Genomic DNA, 15,722 nt, shown 5'->3' with positions numbered 1-15,722 from the left:
GCCGCACATGAACTACCAGCCCACTCCTGAGGACAAGTTCAGCTTCGGCCTGTGGACCGTCGGTTGGCAGGGCCGTGACCCGTTCGGCGACGCCACCCGGGGCGCGCTCGACCCCGCCGACTCGGTCCGCCACCTGGCCGAACTGGGCGCCTACGGAGTGACCTTCCACGACGACGACCTGATCCCGTTCGGGTCGTCCGACACAGAGCGGGAAGGCCACATCAAGCGCTTCCGACAGGCGCTGGACGCGACAGGCCTGGTCGTGCCCATGGCGACCACGAACCTTTTCACCCACCCCGTCTTCAAGGACGGCGCCTTCACCGCCAACGACCGGGACGTACGTCGTTACGCGCTGCGCAAGACGATCCGCAACATCGACCTCGCGGTGGAACTGGGCGCACGCACCTACGTGGCGTGGGGTGGCAGGGAGGGAGCCGAGTCGGGTGCCGCGAAGGATGTGCGTGATGCGCTCGATCGGATGAAGGAGGCCTTCGACCTGCTCGCCGAGTACATCACCTCCCAGGGCTACGACCTGCGCTTCGCGATCGAGCCGAAGCCGAACGAGCCGCGCGGCGACATCCTGCTGCCGACCGTTGGCCACGCCCTCGCCTTCATCGAGCGGCTGGAGAGGCCCGAACTGTTCGGCGTCAACCCCGAAGTCGGCCACGAACAGATGGCGGGGCTGAACTTCCCGCACTCCATCGCCCAAGCACTGTGGGCGGGCAAGCTCTTCCACATCGACCTCAACGGCCAGACCGGCATCAAGTACGACCAGGACCTGCGGTTCGGCGCAGGAGATCTGCGCAGCGCCTTCTGGCTGGTGGACCTCCTGGAAAGGGGCGGTTACGAAGGCCCGCGGCACTTCGACTTCAAGCCGCCCCGCACGGAGGATGCCGAAGGGGTGTGGGCATCGGCCGCCGGCTGCATGCGCAACTACCTGATCCTGCGGGAGCGGGCCGCCGCCTTCCGCGCCGACCCCGAGGTGCGTGAAGCGCTGACCGCCTCTCGCCTGGACGAGCTGGCACTCCCCACGGCCGAGGACGGGCTCTCGGGACTGCTCGCCGACCGGAGTGCCTACGAGGCCTTCGATGTGGAGGCGGCCGCCGCGCGCGGGATGGCTTTCGAGCGCCTCGACCAGCTGGCGATGGATCACCTCCTGGGCGTGCGCGGCTGACGGCGCGGCACCGAGGCCACGCCAACTCACGCACCGGGATCGCCTCATGACTGGTTCGAGGCGACTCTTGACGGTATGACCATGCGCCGTTACCACCCCAGCTCCTCCGCCCAGTGGCCCGACGCCAGGGAGCGGCGGAGGGGCCGGGCCGCCCGCAGGGGGCGGCTACGGGCCGCCTTCCGGAACCAGGGGATGGCTGCCGTCCACCCGCCTGGAGGGCCTTCAGGGCGGCGCAGGGGACTGTTCGCGTTGCTCGCGGTCCTCGCTCGGAAAGTCGGTGGGCCGGGACGGGACCCGCTGGGCCACTCGGTGGGGAGCTGGCTCGGAAGCTGCAAGGGGATGCCCAAGGAGGGCGTCAGCCCTGGACGCGTGGTCCTACTCGGCCTCGGCTCGCTCACCCCTCCGCCCCCGGACGAAGCTCCGCACTAGGCCGCACTGCGCGGGTGACCCTCCCCACGCCCCCTGCATCAGCACCTCCGGGGCAGCCGCACGTACGTCACGGTGGTCTCGACGCCGCTGTCCACCAGCCGCCCGTGCTTGTCGAACGCTTCCGCTCCGTCCGTCATCCCGAAGTCGTCGTCATTGATGAGCGCCAGCGTGCGCCCGTCGACTGGGGCGACGCCCTCGATCTTGTCGGGTACGCCGCTTACGGTGCCCAGATCGACGACCAGGCGCTTACCGAGGACGGGCACCCCGGCGGCCGCGGGATCGTCGAGCTGCTCCAAAGAGGGTCGCGTCGTGGCCTTGTCCCACTTGCCGCCGCGGATGTCGGCCCGGCGGTTCAGCGTGACGGCCTGAAGTCGGGCGCCTTGTCGGTGCGCTCCTGTACGAGCAGCCGGTCACGTCCGACAGCCACCACAGAGGAGATCTTCAACTCGGAGGTGTCGTCCTCGCCAGGGTCCACGACGTCCACCGCGTCGAACCGGTAGGCGTACTCGGCGGTGACCGCTTGCTTCTTCGGCGAGAAGCGCAGCAGCCGCGCCGTGCGTGACGCTTCGCCCGCGTCCTCGTCGGGGAGAGACAGCGGACTCTGCACGGCCATCACCAGGTCGCCACCGGGAAGCTGGGCGAGGCCTTCGAAGCCGCGGTTCGTCTTGCGGTGCAGCAGGATGCCGGGCAGTGCCTCGACCACCGGATAGTCGGCGCCGCGCAGCTTCAGCCCTTGGGGAACGAAGCGCTTGAGCACCGTCCCGCGCGCGGAGACGTGGACCAGAGAGGGCCCGTACTCGTCGACCAGCCAGAAGCTGCCGTCGGCTGCCCGCACGATGCCCTCGGTGTCCAGGCCGTTCTGGTCATACGAGACCGGGGTTCTCGCGTCAAAGGAGTACGGCGCCTCATCGCGCCCCTCCTGGTTGGGCAGACCAGTGACGGGCTTCCCGGAGGACGTGGTGAGAGGCAGGGCGGAGACCACCTTCAACCCGTCCCCAGAGACCCGGATCTTCACGATGGCCGGATCGAAACCGGGAACCGGGAAGGTGCGGCGCTTCTTGCCGTCCACCTTGATCTGACCGTTGGGCCCCCGGTCGGTGACCGTCCAGAATTCGCCCTTGCGGTCGGCGGGGTAGAGGTCGCTTCCGATGCCGCCGAGGTCTACACCGCGGTCGTCGTTCACTGTCCCGGGCAGGAGGGCGTTGCTGAACTCTGCGAGAGGGATGTCTCCCAGAGTGGCCACATCGGTGATCCGCGCCTCCTTGTGGTTCATGCTCGTCTGGCTGCCGGACGCGGTGCCGGCCGCGGCGATCCCTGCCACCACGGCGAGCGGGATGCCGATGGCCATGGAGCGGCGGACGCGGCGCTTGCGAGCGGCGCGCGGGGACCTCGGGGTCTTCTGGGGCACAAGTTCGGTCACAGCGGCCAGACTTAGCCGGTGCCAAGAACACGAAGAAGCCCCGAGGTGAACGGCGGGGTACGCACCGATGGCGCCTCCTGCGAGGGCAGGAGGCGCCATCGACGTGCACTGGCCCGTACTGCGTGGTCGGTACGGCGAGTGCGCGCTCCGGTGTTCTCGGCGCGCATGGGTGGCGCCCGGGGCCAAGGCGTCGGCGATCGCCGCATGCCTTTCGGCCAAGGGCCGATCGGTGCGCCGCCACAGGCCACCGGACCGCTGTACGCGCCGGCGCCTCCTCGCCCGTCATGGCCGACCCATGCCCAGTCACACGCCGCCCGCGCCCCCCACCGCCGCGCCGCAACACGTCACCCACTGAGGAGCACACTGCCCCAGCACATCACCCACGAGGCGAGCGCGGCCCTGTCACTCGCGGCCGCTCGCCACGGCCAGAGCCGTCGCCGGGTCGTGGGCCGCCGGCCCCGCCGGAGTCCAGCGGCCACGCTCCTTGCGATAGGGCCACCAACGGCCGTCCCGCCCGTGGCGCAGCTGAACGTCCGAGCCGATCACGGTCCACCGATTGCGGGCCGCCTGCAGTTGTGGGCGCTCGCCTTCGTCCCAGGCCGCTTCCAGCGCGGCACGCGCGCGTGCCAGTGCGTCATCCTTCGGCGTCCACTCTTCTTCCAGTACATGCAGCGCGGCCCGGCCCCCGTACCGCCAGGCCTGCACGGCGAGAGCGAGACCGTCACGGCCGCGCTCCGAGGCCGCCGCGAGCCGGGCCTCAATGGCGGGTGCCGGAGCCGCGGCAGCCAGGCGTACGGCGTCCTCCTCGGTGGTCAACTCGTGCTCGACGGCCTGCTGTTCATGGCCGGGGGTGAGCGCGTCGGCCAGCAGACGGTGCGCCTCGGCGGCCGCCTGCGCCGCCAGGAACTCCACGGCGGCCACATCGAGCCCGGGCGCGGGCTCAGCCTCCGTGTCGAGCGTCGGCGGCAGACCCGGCTCAGGCGGCAACATGGGCAGAGCGGGCAACGGAGGCAGGATGGCGCCCTCCGCGTACGCCTCCGCGGCGCTGACGCCCTCTGGAGCTCCGTCCTCGGCCTCTTCACCGGCCTCCGGGGCCTCGGTACGCGCGACGCTGCGCTCGTGCAGCTCGTCGAGGAGCTCACGCTCCCCACGGCCCCGCATCAGCAGGAGCACGAAGGGGTCCTGGTCCAGCAACCGCGCCACCTGGTAGCAGAGCGCGGCCGTATGCCCGCAGTGGTCCCATGCGTCACAGTCGCACTCAGGCTCCAGGTCACCGATGCCGGGCAGGAGTTCGATGCCTGCCGCCGCGGAGTCCTCCACCAGATGGGGCGGCATGTCCCGGTCGAGGAGAGCCGCGATGTGCCCGGCACGCTCGATGGCCATCGCCAGGAAGCGATCCCACTCCTCCGGGCTCAACTCCTGCAGCAGCACATCGGAGCGATGCGGGGTGCCGTCGCGGTCCTTGACGACTGCCGTTATCCGGCCAGGCCGCACCGAGACCGCGCCCACGGCACCCGCGCGCGCGAGTCGACGTCCGGCTTTGAGCTGAGCGAGGTCCAGGGCTGTGTCCTCCAGCGCCTTCATCCAGGCCTGACCCCACCAGGTCTGTGCGAAACCGCGCCCGTGGGGAGGTGGCAGCGCCTCGAACGTACGCTCGTCCGTGGTGCCGCCGGTGTGCTTGTGGCCGTCCTCGGCCCTGTACGTCTCGGCGTGGCTGTCACTCATCGCGTGCCCCCTCGCAGCTCCACCAGGTCCGACAGTTCGGCATCGGTCAGCTCGGTGAGACCGGCCTCACCCGAACCGAGGACCGCGTCGGCCAACTCCCGCTTGCGCACCAACATGTCGGCGATGCGGTCCTCGATCGTGCCCTCGGTGATCAGCCGGTGCACCTGCACCGGCTGTGTCTGCCCGATGCGGTACGCGCGGTCGGTCGCCTGCGCCTCGACGGCGGGATTCCACCAGCGGTCGTAGTGCACGACATGCTCGGCGCGGGTCAGGTTCAAGCCTGTACCCGCCGCCTTCAGAGACAGCAGGAAGACCGGCACCACACCGTCCTGGAAGCGCTGCACCATCGCTTCACGCTCCGCGACCGGCGTGCCGCCGTGCAGGAACTGCGAGGGGACACCGCGGGCCGCCAGATGCTGTTCGATGAGCCGCGCCATCTGGACGTACTGCGTGAAGACGAGCACACTCGCACCCTCGGCGAGAATCGTGTCGAGCAACTCGTCGAGCAACTCCAGCTTTCCGGAGCGGCCGGGAATCCGGGGCTTGTCCTCCTTGAGGTACTGGGCGGGGTGGTTGCAGATCTGTTTGAGGCCGGTGAGGAGCTTGACGATCAACCCGCGTCGCGCGAAACCGTCTGCTCCGGAGATCTCCGCGAGGGTCTCCCGCACCACTGCTTCGTAGAGGCCGACTTGCTCCGCGCTGAGTGACACGGCGCGGTCGGTCTCCGTCTTCGGAGGCAACTCTGGCGCGATCCCTGGGTCCGACTTGCGTCGGCGCAGCAGGAACGGCCGGACGAGCTGCCCGAGCCGCTCCGCGGCGCCGGGGTCCGCACCGCCCTCCACCGCCTTGGCGTAGCGAGCACGGAAGGCACCGAGTTTGCCGAGGAGGCCGGGCGTGGTCCAGTCAAGGATGGCCCACAACTCGGAGAGGTTGTTCTCCACGGGTGTGCCGGTGAGCGCCACGCGCGCGCGTGTGCCGATGGCCCGCAACTGCTTCGCTGTCGCCGAGTACGGGTTTTTGACGTGCTGCGCCTCATCGGCGACGACCATGCCCCAGGAGGCCTGGTTCAGCCGCTCCGTGTCGAGCCGCATCGTGCCGTAGGTGGTGAGCACGAACTCGCCGTCCACCAGGCCGTCCAGGCTGCGCTGGGCTCCATGGAAGCGTCGTACGCGCGTGCCGGGTGCGAACTTCTCGATCTCCCGCTGCCAGTTCCCCATCAGTGACGTGGGGCACACCACGAGAGTGGGGCCCGCGGTCTCCTTCTGGGTCTGGCGGTGCAGGTGCAGCGAGATCAGTGTGATCGTCTTGCCGAGACCCATGTCGTCGGCGAGGCAGCCGCCGAGGCCGAGCGACGTCATCCGGGCCAGCCAGTTCAAGCCGCGCAACTGATAGTCGCGAAGCTCCGCGGCGAGCGCCTCGGGCTGATCGACGGGCTCCATGCCTTCGGGGTCCGCGAGCCGCTCACGCAGCGTGGCGAGCCAGCCTGTGGGCTCGACGTCGACGTGTCGCCCCCCGACCTCGGTGGTGCCCGTCAGGGCCGCGCCGAGGGCGTCGATCGCGGTGACCTTCCGGTCCTGCTGGTCGCGGGCGCGGCGGACCTCATCAGGATCGATCAGGACCCACTGGTCACGCAGGCGCACCACGGGGCGGTTCGACTCGGCGAGGCGGTCCAATTCGTCGCGCGTCAGCTGCTGGTCGCCCAGTGCGAAGCGCCAGTTGAAGGCGAGCAGAGCATCGGCGGAGAGGAACGACGGCGTGTCCGAGGACAGCTTGTCCGGGCTCTTGGCGTCGTCCTGTCGATCGTCGTCAGGCGGGCCGATGACGGCGCGCGCGGTGAGGCTGCGTGCAAGCTCCTTGGGCCAGTGCACGTCGACGCCCGCGACCGCGAGCATCCGGGCTCCTTCGCTGAGGAGTTCGGTGACTTCCTCGTCGGCCAGCTCGATCGCATCGGGCACGGTCGCGGAGAGCAGCGGCGCGAGCGGAGGCCACGCGCGCGTGGCGCGACGCAGCGCCAGGAGGGCATCCATACGTGAGCGCGACCCGAAGGCCTGCGCGGTCGGGCCGACCCCGGCCCACACCTCGGCCGCGTCCGCGACGAGAGAGGGATCGCTGACACTGTGCAGTTGCAGAACGGCACGGAAGGGAAGCCGCGTACCGCCCTCGGTAACCGAGACGAGGCCGGGGATCTCCACGCGCAGCGAGATCCGGACCCCGGCGTCGTGCCCCGCCGCCACGTCCGCGGCCCACGCCCGCTGCTCGGGAACGTGCTGCGGCTCCGACGACGCGAAGACCGGGCCCCCCGCGGCCAGCGCGGCAGCGGGGGCGCGCGGCAGCGTATCGGCCACGGCATCGAGGAACTGGCGCAGCAGCCGCTCCGGCTCGGGCAGGCGCAGCGGTGTGCCGCCGTCCAACGGCAGGGCGTGGGCGGCCGGTGGCATCGCCGCGGCGAGGTCACGAAGTCTCTGCAGATCCGGTGCTCCCAACGGCCCCGTGCGCCAGGAGTCGTGATCAGTGGCCGTCAGTCCCGGCAGGAGCAGACCGCGGGCGGCGAACTGCAGCGCCAGTACCCCTGCCGTGCCCCAGAAGGCAGCTGTCGGATGGGTTCCCGACGTGGCACGCGCGCGTGTGAGGACCGGCAAAGCCGCGCGTACGGGGAGCAGTACCGCGGGCACGGCACTCAGTTCGACGCCGTCGTCCCCCGGAAGGGCGAGGGAAAGCTCCTCGCAGGTGCCGCCAACGATCGAAGGCAGCTCGGTGCCGTCCGGGGACCAGAAGGCGACCCTGCCGCCCCGCGCAGGGTCGGCGGGCACGAAGAGAACGGAACAGCGCAACAGTTCAGAGATCTCGTCGGGGGAGACGACAGGGCGTTTGTGCACAGCGATGGCGCATTCCTCAAATTTGACTACTGAGACCGGAGCGGCCGAGAGTACATCACGAAGAGGGTTAGCCGCTTTGATGCGGGCCGTGATCCCCGTCACTTCGTCTGGCGTGTGGTGGGGCCAGCCCCTCCCTCCGGTGGTGCTGCCCCCCGGTTCGACACGGTGGGTGGCGCCATGGTTGCCGGAGGTCACTGCTCCGTACGTTGTGACAGGTCAAGCCTCATCACCCGGAGACCGGAGACCCACCCATGCCCCAAGTCGCAGCAGCAGTCGCGGAACGGCCCCCAGCCGCAGTCGGCAAGCAGCCCGCCGGAAGTGATTTCGCGCCCCTGCTGCGCACCATTAGAGAGCAGGGTCTCCTGGATCGTCGCATCGGCTGGTACACACGCTCCATCGTCATCAACGCCCTGGCGCTGATCGCCGTAGGCGCGGGAATGTTCTTCATAGGAGCCTCGTGGTGGGTGCTGCTGCTGGCCCCCGCCCTGTCCATCCTGTGCGCGAGGACGGCGTTCATCGGCCACGACGCGGGACACTCGCAGATCACCGGCAACCGCTCCGTCAGTCGGGTCCTCGGCCTCGTGCACGGCAACCTGTTGCTCGGGATGAGTTCTGCCTGGTGGAACGACAAGCACAACAGGCATCACGCAAACCCCAACCACGTCGAGAAGGACCCCGATGTCGCGGCGGATGTCCTCGTGTGGACGAGCAACCAGGCGAAGCTCCGTGTGGGGTTTCGGGGGTGGCTCACCCGCAACCAGGCCTGGCTGTTCTTCCCGCTGACGCTCCTCCAGGGCATAGCCATGAAGATCTACGGCTTCCAGGATCTGCACCGGCAGTCGCCGCGCGAGCGCGTGGCGGAAGGGACGCTCCTCGTCGCTCACGTAGTGGGCTATGTGACGCTGCTGCTCGCCACCATGCCTCTCGGCCACGCGATCGCCTTCGCCGCCATCCACCAGGCGCTGTTCGGCCTGCACCTCGGACTCGCGTTCGCGCCCAACCACAAGGGCATGGAGATGCCCGACCCGGACGGCGAGCGCTGGGGCCACCTGCGCCGCCAAGTGCTCACCTCCCGCAACATACGCGGCGGGCTGCTCACCGACTGGTTCCTGGGCGGGCTCAACTACCAGATCGAGCACCACTTGTTTCCCAGTATGCCCCGCCCGAACCTGCGACGTGCCCAGCCGGCCGTGCGCGCGCACTGTGCAGCGGTGGACATGTCCTACGCGGAGGCCGGATTCGTCGACTCCTACCGTCAGGTGCTGCGTCACATGTACGAAGTCGGCGAGCCCCTGCGAGTGGAGTAGGCGGCGGACGCTGAGTACGCACTTCGGGTTCGGGGCGTCGCCGGGCTGACGGGTTGACGGGTTGACGGCCCGGACGGTCGCTCCTGATCCCGGAATCCAGTAGGGGGCCGACTCAGGGGTCTCTCAGGGTCGCGATCAGGAACCGTCCGAAGCCCGACGCCGTTCATTCAGGCAGAGAGCGGCACCCGCCGCGAAGGAGGCAACACATGTCGACGAATGCGAAGATCGCCGCAGGAGGTGTGGCGGCCGGGCTCATCATGCTGATCTGGCTGCCTTGGTGGGCCGCGCTCCTGATCGTGCTCGGAGTCCCCGCGGCGGCCTATCTGATGCTGGACCCGGGGCAGCGGCGCAGACTGCGCCGCGTCACACGCAAGGAACTCGGCCGCTGAGGCCGCTGTGCGGCTTCGGGGTCCCTGTTCGCTCGCGGGCCGGGCGTCGTTGGGTCCGCCGGCGAACCGGACAGCGCGTCGTGCCACTGATCGTGCTCGTGGGACCCGTTCAAGCGGGGCGGCCAGCCTCCTTGTCGAGGGCCTCCAGGAGCGCGGGAAGCTCGGCTCCCCGGCCCACTGGCAGCACTTCGCCGGGCTCCTCGTCCAGGAGTACGAACGCGATGTCGTCGATCCGCTCCCCACGAGGCGGACCGTGGCTCAAGCCGCGGGCAGCCCCAGCAGCGTACGAGCTACGTCCCGAGGCGACTCGTCACGTTCCCGTGCGAGGGCGATGACGGCCCTGCACGCCAGCTCACTGACGCCGAAGGACAACGCCTCCGGGGAGACCCACCCCGTGGCCTTATCCATCTCGTCCTGATCGTCCTCGGCGCAGGCCGCCACATAGACGGCGGCCGCTTCGAAGAGATTGTGGGCGCGCTCGCGCTTCACGGGGCCCGGCGTGCGCTCGCCCCCATCACGCTCTCCTGTGCGCCATAACTTGCGGAACTTGTCAAACATACGGTCGACCTTCCCCCCGGGGCATGGCTTGCGCCGCTGAACCACTCATCTTCCGCTCCCCAACGTAGAGTTAGTGCTTCAGTCACAGAAGGGGGACTGCGCGGTGAAGCGTTTCGAACGGCTTGAACGGATCAGGCGTCTCGATCCGGAGAAAGACTTCTTCGAGATCTATCGGCTCACCGCGACGTTCGAATTCCCGTGGGACTACACGCGCGCACTCGAGCTGGCTCTCTACCGCACCTACGCGGTGCCCAGCATCGGCCGCCTGCTCGCCGAGACGGCCGAACTGACAGACCGTACGCAGAAGAGGTACGACGACACGGCTCTGCTCCTCGACGCTGTCCTCGAGCATGGTTTCACAAGCGATCAGGGCCGCACCGCCATCCGCCGCATCAACCAGATGCATCGCAGTTATGACATCAGCAATGACGACATGTGCTACGTGCTGTGCACGTTCGTGGTGATGCCCAAGCGATGGATCGACTCCTACGGCTGGCGCAGGCTCTCCCGTCACGAGACGGTCGCCGCCGTCACGTACTACCGCACTCTCGGGGAACACATGGGCATCAAAGAGATCCCGGGCTCCTACGAAGAGTTCGAGCGCTGCCTCGACGACTACGAAGAGGCCAACTTCGGCTGGGATCAGGGCGCGCGTGAGGTGTCCGACGCGACGCTCGACCTGATGGCCTCGTGGTACCCCCGCCCCTTGGCGCCCATGCTGCGTTCCGCCACCCTTGCCCTGCTGGACGAGCCCCTGCTGCAAGCGTTCCGCTACGCCCCGCCCGGCCCGGTCACACGGTCGCTGGTGAGGGGCGCGGTGCGGTTGCGCGGGCGTGCCGTCCGACTGATGCCGCCGCGCAGGGCGCCGCACTACGCCCGGCAGAACTGGGAGATCAAGGGCTACCCGGACGGCTACGAGGTAGCGGAACTCGGCTCCTTCCCGGTGCCCGGCGTCCGTGGTTGCCCTGTGCCGCACAAGGGCAGGTCAGCGGGTGCTCCCGCTGAGTGAAGCCAGGGTCTCGTGCAGCCAGGTCCGTTCGGCCCGGCTGGTCGCACGGGCGATCGTGAGGATGCCGCGCCGGAAGGGGTCGTCCAGTTCCTCCGCGCGCAGCGGCCGATCACCGTCGTAGAAGAAGCTCGCAGGCTCCTCAAGGAAGGCCAGCCGCCTGCGCAGCACCGCCGCCTGGGCTGCCTCGTCGTCGAGATGACGGAGGAACGCCAGCAGCGTGAACCAGCGGTTCTCGTCGGTGATGTCGCCTCGCGCTGGTTCCGCGAGCCGCTTACGCAGTTCCTCCCTGCCCTCTGGCGTGAGGGTGAGGACGTGGCGCGGCGCCGCGACGGCCCCTGCCTGCGTCTCACGGGCCAGCAGCCCTGCCTTCTCCAGCCGTTTGATGGCCGGGTAAAGCGTGCTCTCGGCAACGGGCCGCACGTGTCCGGTCAGCGCGGTGATGCGCTTGCGCAGTTCGTAGCCGTGCAGAGGGGTGTCGCAGAGGAAACCGAGGATGGCCAGTTCGAGCATGCCCCGTATTCTGCCGCACCGTCCTCGCCTTCGCGGTACATCACGTATGCTATACATCGTGGCCGATGTATAGGCATGAATATTCAAGATACCGGCGAGCGAGGGGCGCGGCGCCGGACCTGACGAAGAGGGGTGGGGGCACCGTCATGCGTGAGGCGTGATTCGATGTGAGGGGGAGCCGTGTGCGATGGACGGAGAGCGGCGGGGCCGAGCCGGCGAGGGTGTACGTGCACGGCCTCGGCGCCGCATCCACCGTCTATCACGCACATATCGCGGCCAAGCCCGAACTGGTGGGACGCCGGTCGCTGTTCGTGGACCTTCCGGGGCACGGCATCAGTGACCGGCCTGCCGACTTCGGCTACACGCTCGAGGACCACGCACAGGCGCTGGCTGCGGTTCTCGACGAGGCTCAGGTGACGGGCGCGGAGATCATCGGGCACAGCATGGGCGGGTCCGTCGCCATCGTGCTCGCATACCGGCGGCCCGACCTGGTGTCGCGCCTGGTCATCACCGAAGCGAACCTGGACCCGAGCCCGCCGCTGACGGCTGGGAGCAGCGGTATCGCCGCCTACGAAGAGGAGGATTTCGTGAAGCGGGGCGGACACGCGCGCGTGCTGAAGAAAGTGGGGGCGACATGGGCAGCGACCATGCGGCTCACCGACCCGAGGGCCCTGCATCGAAGCGCGATCGGTCTCATGGCGGGGACACGGCCCACGATGCGCCACATGCTGATGGCGCTCTCAGTGGACCGCGTGTACCTGCAGGGCGCGTCGAGCGGTGAACTCCTGGGGCAGGACGCGCTGATCTCTTCCGGCGTGCGGGTGGTGACCGTGCCGGGTGCGGGGCACAACGTCATGTTTGACAACGCGGACGTGTTCGCCGGGGAGGTCGCGGGGCGACGGTGACCGTCGGCCTGAAGGCGCGGGCTCGGTCAGACCTCGCGTACGGCCAGAGCGAGGAAGCGGGCATCCTCGTCGACGTACGACGTCATGCGCCAGCCCGAACCGGCAAGGAGAGGGCCGAGGTTGGCCTCCGCCCTCAGGTCATCCGGTGTGATCCGACGTTCCTGCCGGGCGGCGAGTGCCGCCCGGCCGATCGGGTGGAACAGGGCGAGCAACCCTCCAGGGCGCACCACCCGCCTCAACTCCCGCAAGTTCTCCGCCGGATGCGGCAGGTGCGCGATGAGCCCGGCGCCGAAGACGGCGTCAAGGGACTCGGTCAGCAGCGGCAGCCGTGCCACGTCGGCGAGGAGGAGTTGACCGGCGCGATCCCTGCCCGCTTTCTTCGCGGCCCTCAGCATCGCGGGCGTCAGATCCGCGCCGAGCACGACTCCTGAGGTCCCCACGGCGTCCCTGAGGGCCGGGAGGGCGCGCCCGGTGCCGCAGCCCGCATCGAGCACCCGAGAACCGGGGCGCAGTCCGAGTTCATCCACGGCAGCTTGGTAGGCGGGCCCGTCGTCGGGGAACCGGGAGTCCCAGTCGGCCGCGCGGGCCGTGAAGAAGTCCTGGACCTGCGTGTGGTCGTTGCTCATACGCCCCATGATTCCGCAAGAAGCGTATGCGCGCCGGGAGCAGTCGTTCGGGCGTGACGCGTCCGCACTGCGGTCTCCGACGCAGAGGACTCCGCGCGCCGCTGCATCGAGCGTGCAGAGAAGATGCCGATGCGTCTGGTCGAGCCCCCCGGGCGGCGCGCAGGCCGCCCGGCTGCTCGACTCCGCGGGCCGTCTCTCAGTCGGAGACCGCGGCGTAGGCAAGCACCTTGTCGATTTTCACGCGCACCAGGAGTTCGCCGGGCACGCCATTGCGCTTGCCGAACTCCTCGGCCCGGTCCTCGCCCATGTACCGGGCGCCGAGCCGGGCCGCCCAATGGCGGACCTGGTCGACATCCTCGATCAGTTCCGCGTGGCCCTGCAGGACGACGAAGGCGAAGGGCGGCTGATCGTCGTCCACACACAGGGCCACGCGTCCGTCGCGTGCGAGGTTCCGGCCCTTCACCGTCTCCTTGCCGGTGTTGAACACCAGGTCGTCCCCGTCGAGCAGAAACCAGATCGGGGCGATGTGCGGGCTGCCGTCCGCCCGGACGGTCGAGAGCTTGCCGGTCCGTGTGCCGTGCGAGACGAAAGCCCGCCACTGGTCATCGGTCATCTTCTGTGCCATGTCCCCATCATGCTTGCCGGGGGGCCGGTCGTGGGGAAGGCTGGCAGGTCAGATCCTCCAGCCAGGGGGAGTGAAAACGGGGAGACAGGACCATGGGGCAGAGCACGGGGCTGGGCTGGCTGCTGGACGACCTGACGCAGCGGATGGAACACGTACGGCATGCGCTGGTGCTGTCCAACGACGGCCTGGTGACGGCCGCGAGTTCGGACCTGAAGCGTGAGGACGCGGAGCATCTCGCCGCGGTCTCTTCAGGACTGCACAGCCTTGCCAAGGGATCGGGGCGTCACTTCCGCGCCGGCAACGTACGACAGACGATGATCGAGTTCGACGACGCCGTCCTCTTCGTCACCGCGGCGGGTGACGGCAGCTGCCTGTGCGTCCTGAGCGCCGCGGAAGCCGACATCGGCCAGGTCGCCTACGAGATGACGCTGCTCGTGAACCGCGTCGGCGAGCACTTGGGAGTCGGCGCCCGGCAACCGGAACGCACGCCGATCGTAGACCTCTGACCAGCACTGACGCTGCCACGACAAGAGTTATCCACAGGCCCAGCGAGGATCGCGGTGGTCGGGCTACGGTTTTTCCCGAGAGCAAGCACGCCTCACGGGGGAGAACCACCATGACCGGTGACACCATTACGCAGACGACCACCGCGGCGGCCGTCCGGCCATCGATGACGCAGAGCAGTGCTGCCAGGGAGCTGGGCCTGAAACGCGGCGAGTTCGATCTCGCGGTGATGCTGGGGCACATCCGCACCGTCGGTGACGGCAACGGCGGCCAGCGCCGCGTGGCGCGTGAGGAGATCGACCGCGTGCGCGGAAGTGAAGGTTTCCCTGAGTCATTGCGCAAGGTCGTCAGAGCTGTGGGGACCACGGAGGGCGCAGAACTCATGGGCATCAGCCCGGCCCGCTTCACCCGGCTCGCCCGGGCCGGTGCGCTGACGCCGGCGAAATTCTACCTGAACCGGTACAGGGCAGTCGTATGGCTCTATCTCTCCGAAGAGCTGCGGCAGTTCGCCGAGATCGAGGCCAACGCCGGACTCCTCACGGGACGCATGCCGGGAGCGATGCGCGCACGACTGGACGAAGGGCAGGACCTGAGGGCGCGCAACTGGCGGGGCCGGTACGCGGACTTCCTGCTGCGTCAGTGCGAGGACCCATGGGAGCGCGCCGCCGCCATGGCTTCACTGCTCGACCCGCTGCAGACCGCCGAGATCATCAGGGACCCGTACGAACGCGCATACCTCAACCGGCTCAAGCCCGCGCCGCGCGCCCACGGAGCGCCGGACTCGCCCGTGGCGCGAATCGTCGAACGGATCACCACCGCGGACGACCCGGACGAGATCCGCTGGCTGCGCTCCAGCCTGCTGATCGGCTTGGTCCAGGCCCGCGCACAGCGCCCGGCGCCCCGACCCGCGGAGCGCCCCATGCCCCCGCCGGTCCCTGAACGGGCACATCCGACCGCGGAGCCCGAACTCCCGAAGGACACGGAGACGGTGATCGACGCCTCCGTACAGGAACCGCGGGGCCTGCGGAAATGGCTGCGCCGCAGGCGAGCATAGGCCGGGGCCTCAGGCCACCCGTATCGCTGCCGCTACATCGTGGCATGAAGGTCTTTGGCGTACTCCTCGATGGCCGGTCGGTAGCCGGCGATCTCAGGGTCGTTGGTAGTGGCGGCCAGCAGCGTCAGGAGCAACTCCATCGCGTCGTGGGTCCGACCTGTGTTGTACAGCGCCATGGCCAAGAACGTCTTGAGTCCGCCGTCGTCGGGGAATTCGGCCACCGCACCACTGAGCGTGGCGACCGCTTCCTCGTAGCGGCCAAGAATCCTGTAGGTGCTGCCCAGACCCAGGAGTGCTCCCCGGCGGTCGTCGTCGGAAAGACCCTTTCCGGCGAGCGCGCTCTCGTAGTAAGGGACTGCTTCGGCCTCCAGGCCCAACGTGTCGTGGACCCACGCGGTCTGGTACGCCACCTCCGCGTCCTGAGGCCACCGTGCCGAGAGGGTGACCAGTCGCTCCCGCGCTTCCTCCCCTCGGCCTGCCTCGCGCAGTCGGACCGCCTCGGCAAGCAGCCCATCCCTGTCCTCGGCCGTGTTCTCGCTCAACTGCCCATCCCCCTCGTCACTTTGCCCACATTCCAGGCCGGAGCTTTTCGGGCCCACTTCGACACACCC

General features: G+C 69.1%; 14 protein-coding genes and 2 pseudogenes. 7 read left to right on the top strand and 9 right to left on the bottom strand.

Annotated elements, in window-relative coordinates:
• Positions 1-7 precede the first annotated feature (7 nt).
• Positions 8-1,174 carry a xylose isomerase gene (gene xylA, locus J2N69_RS02785; protein WP_230899280.1) on the top strand — a complete coding sequence of 389 codons (1,167 nt, stop codon included), beginning with the start codon at positions 8-10 and terminating at the stop codon, positions 1,172-1,174.
• Between the two features lie 467 nt (positions 1,175-1,641).
• Here the strand turns inward: xylA and J2N69_RS02780 are convergent.
• The 3 genes and pseudogenes from J2N69_RS02780 to J2N69_RS02770 form a co-directional block, all read right to left on the bottom strand.
• Positions 1,642-2,951 (bottom strand): annotated as a pseudogene (locus tag J2N69_RS02780) (esterase-like activity of phytase family protein).
• Positions 2,952-3,425: 474 nt separating this feature from the next.
• Positions 3,426-4,748, bottom strand: coding sequence for an SWIM zinc finger family protein (locus tag J2N69_RS02775; protein ID WP_230899279.1), 1,323 nt, complete (start codon positions 4,746-4,748; stop codon positions 3,426-3,428).
• Positions 4,745-7,624, bottom strand: a complete 2,880-nt coding sequence (locus J2N69_RS02770; protein WP_230904549.1) for a DEAD/DEAH box helicase — start codon at positions 7,622-7,624, stop codon at positions 4,745-4,747. The genes J2N69_RS02775 and J2N69_RS02770 overlap by 4 nt, the downstream gene beginning before the upstream one ends.
• A gap of 251 nt (positions 7,625-7,875) precedes the next feature.
• Between J2N69_RS02770 and J2N69_RS02765 the strand changes: the two genes are divergently transcribed.
• Together J2N69_RS02765 and J2N69_RS02760 are read left to right on the top strand one after the other, a co-directional pair.
• Positions 7,876-8,931, top strand: a complete 1,056-nt coding sequence (locus tag J2N69_RS02765) for a fatty acid desaturase family protein (protein ID WP_230899278.1) — start codon at positions 7,876-7,878, stop codon at positions 8,929-8,931.
• A gap of 206 nt (positions 8,932-9,137) precedes the next feature.
• A complete protein-coding gene (locus tag J2N69_RS02760) occupies positions 9,138-9,320 on the top strand; it encodes a hypothetical protein (protein ID WP_127908830.1) in 183 nt (60 codons plus the stop codon).
• A 109-nt stretch (positions 9,321-9,429) separates the two neighbouring features.
• Here the strand turns inward: J2N69_RS02760 and J2N69_RS02755 are convergent.
• Positions 9,430-9,615 (bottom strand): annotated as a pseudogene (locus tag J2N69_RS02755) (hypothetical protein); the annotation flags it as partial.
• Positions 9,579-9,878 carry a hypothetical protein gene (locus tag J2N69_RS02750; RefSeq protein ID WP_230899277.1) on the bottom strand — a complete coding sequence of 100 codons (300 nt, stop codon included), beginning with the start codon at positions 9,876-9,878 and terminating at the stop codon, positions 9,579-9,581. The gene J2N69_RS02750 and the pseudogene J2N69_RS02755, both read right to left, overlap by 37 nt.
• A gap of 103 nt (positions 9,879-9,981) precedes the next feature.
• Here J2N69_RS02750 and J2N69_RS02745 point away from each other — a divergent pair, with 103 nt between their 5' ends.
• A complete protein-coding gene (locus tag J2N69_RS02745; RefSeq protein ID WP_230899276.1) occupies positions 9,982-10,887 on the top strand; it encodes an oxygenase MpaB family protein in 906 nt (301 codons plus the stop codon).
• Here the strand turns inward: J2N69_RS02745 and J2N69_RS02740 are convergent.
• The gene (locus tag J2N69_RS02740) at positions 10,864-11,397 is read right to left on the bottom strand and encodes a PadR family transcriptional regulator (RefSeq protein WP_230899275.1); all 534 of its coding nucleotides are present in this window, start codon (positions 11,395-11,397) and stop codon (positions 10,864-10,866) included. The two genes, J2N69_RS02745 and J2N69_RS02740, sit on opposite strands and share 24 nt — an antisense overlap.
• A gap of 182 nt (positions 11,398-11,579) precedes the next feature.
• Between J2N69_RS02740 and J2N69_RS02735 the strand changes: the two genes are divergently transcribed.
• Entirely contained in the window at positions 11,580-12,302 is a 723-nt protein-coding gene (locus J2N69_RS02735; protein ID WP_408056666.1) for an alpha/beta fold hydrolase, read from the top strand.
• A 26-nt stretch (positions 12,303-12,328) separates the two neighbouring features.
• On the opposite strand, the gene J2N69_RS02730 is transcribed toward J2N69_RS02735, so the two are convergent.
• Both J2N69_RS02730 and J2N69_RS02725 read right to left on the bottom strand, forming a co-directional pair.
• Positions 12,329-12,928, bottom strand: a complete 600-nt coding sequence (locus tag J2N69_RS02730) for a class I SAM-dependent methyltransferase (protein ID WP_230899273.1) — start codon at positions 12,926-12,928, stop codon at positions 12,329-12,331.
• Between the two features lie 196 nt (positions 12,929-13,124).
• Entirely contained in the window at positions 13,125-13,553 is a 429-nt protein-coding gene (locus J2N69_RS02725; RefSeq protein WP_230899272.1) for a PPOX class F420-dependent oxidoreductase, read from the bottom strand.
• A 92-nt stretch (positions 13,554-13,645) separates the two neighbouring features.
• On the opposite strand from J2N69_RS02725, the gene J2N69_RS02720 reads away from it, so the two are divergent.
• Positions 13,646-14,059 (top strand): roadblock/LC7 domain-containing protein, encoded by a 414-nt coding sequence (locus J2N69_RS02720; RefSeq protein WP_127908836.1) that lies wholly within the window; start codon positions 13,646-13,648, stop codon positions 14,057-14,059.
• A gap of 110 nt (positions 14,060-14,169) precedes the next feature.
• Positions 14,170-15,111: a DUF6397 family protein gene (locus J2N69_RS02715; RefSeq protein ID WP_230899271.1), complete on the top strand. Its 942-nt coding sequence runs from the start codon at positions 14,170-14,172 to the stop codon at positions 15,109-15,111.
• 32 nt (positions 15,112-15,143) lie between these two features.
• Here the strand turns inward: J2N69_RS02715 and J2N69_RS02710 are convergent, their stop codons facing one another.
• Positions 15,144-15,653, bottom strand: a complete 510-nt coding sequence (locus J2N69_RS02710) for a tetratricopeptide repeat protein (RefSeq protein WP_230899270.1) — start codon at positions 15,651-15,653, stop codon at positions 15,144-15,146.
• Positions 15,654-15,722 lie beyond the last annotated feature (69 nt).

Source organism: Streptomyces huasconensis (assembly GCF_021028635.1).
GTDB lineage: Bacteria > Actinomycetota > Actinomycetes > Streptomycetales > Streptomycetaceae > Streptomyces > Streptomyces huasconensis.
This window is presented reverse-complemented; position numbering and strand designations above follow the sequence as displayed.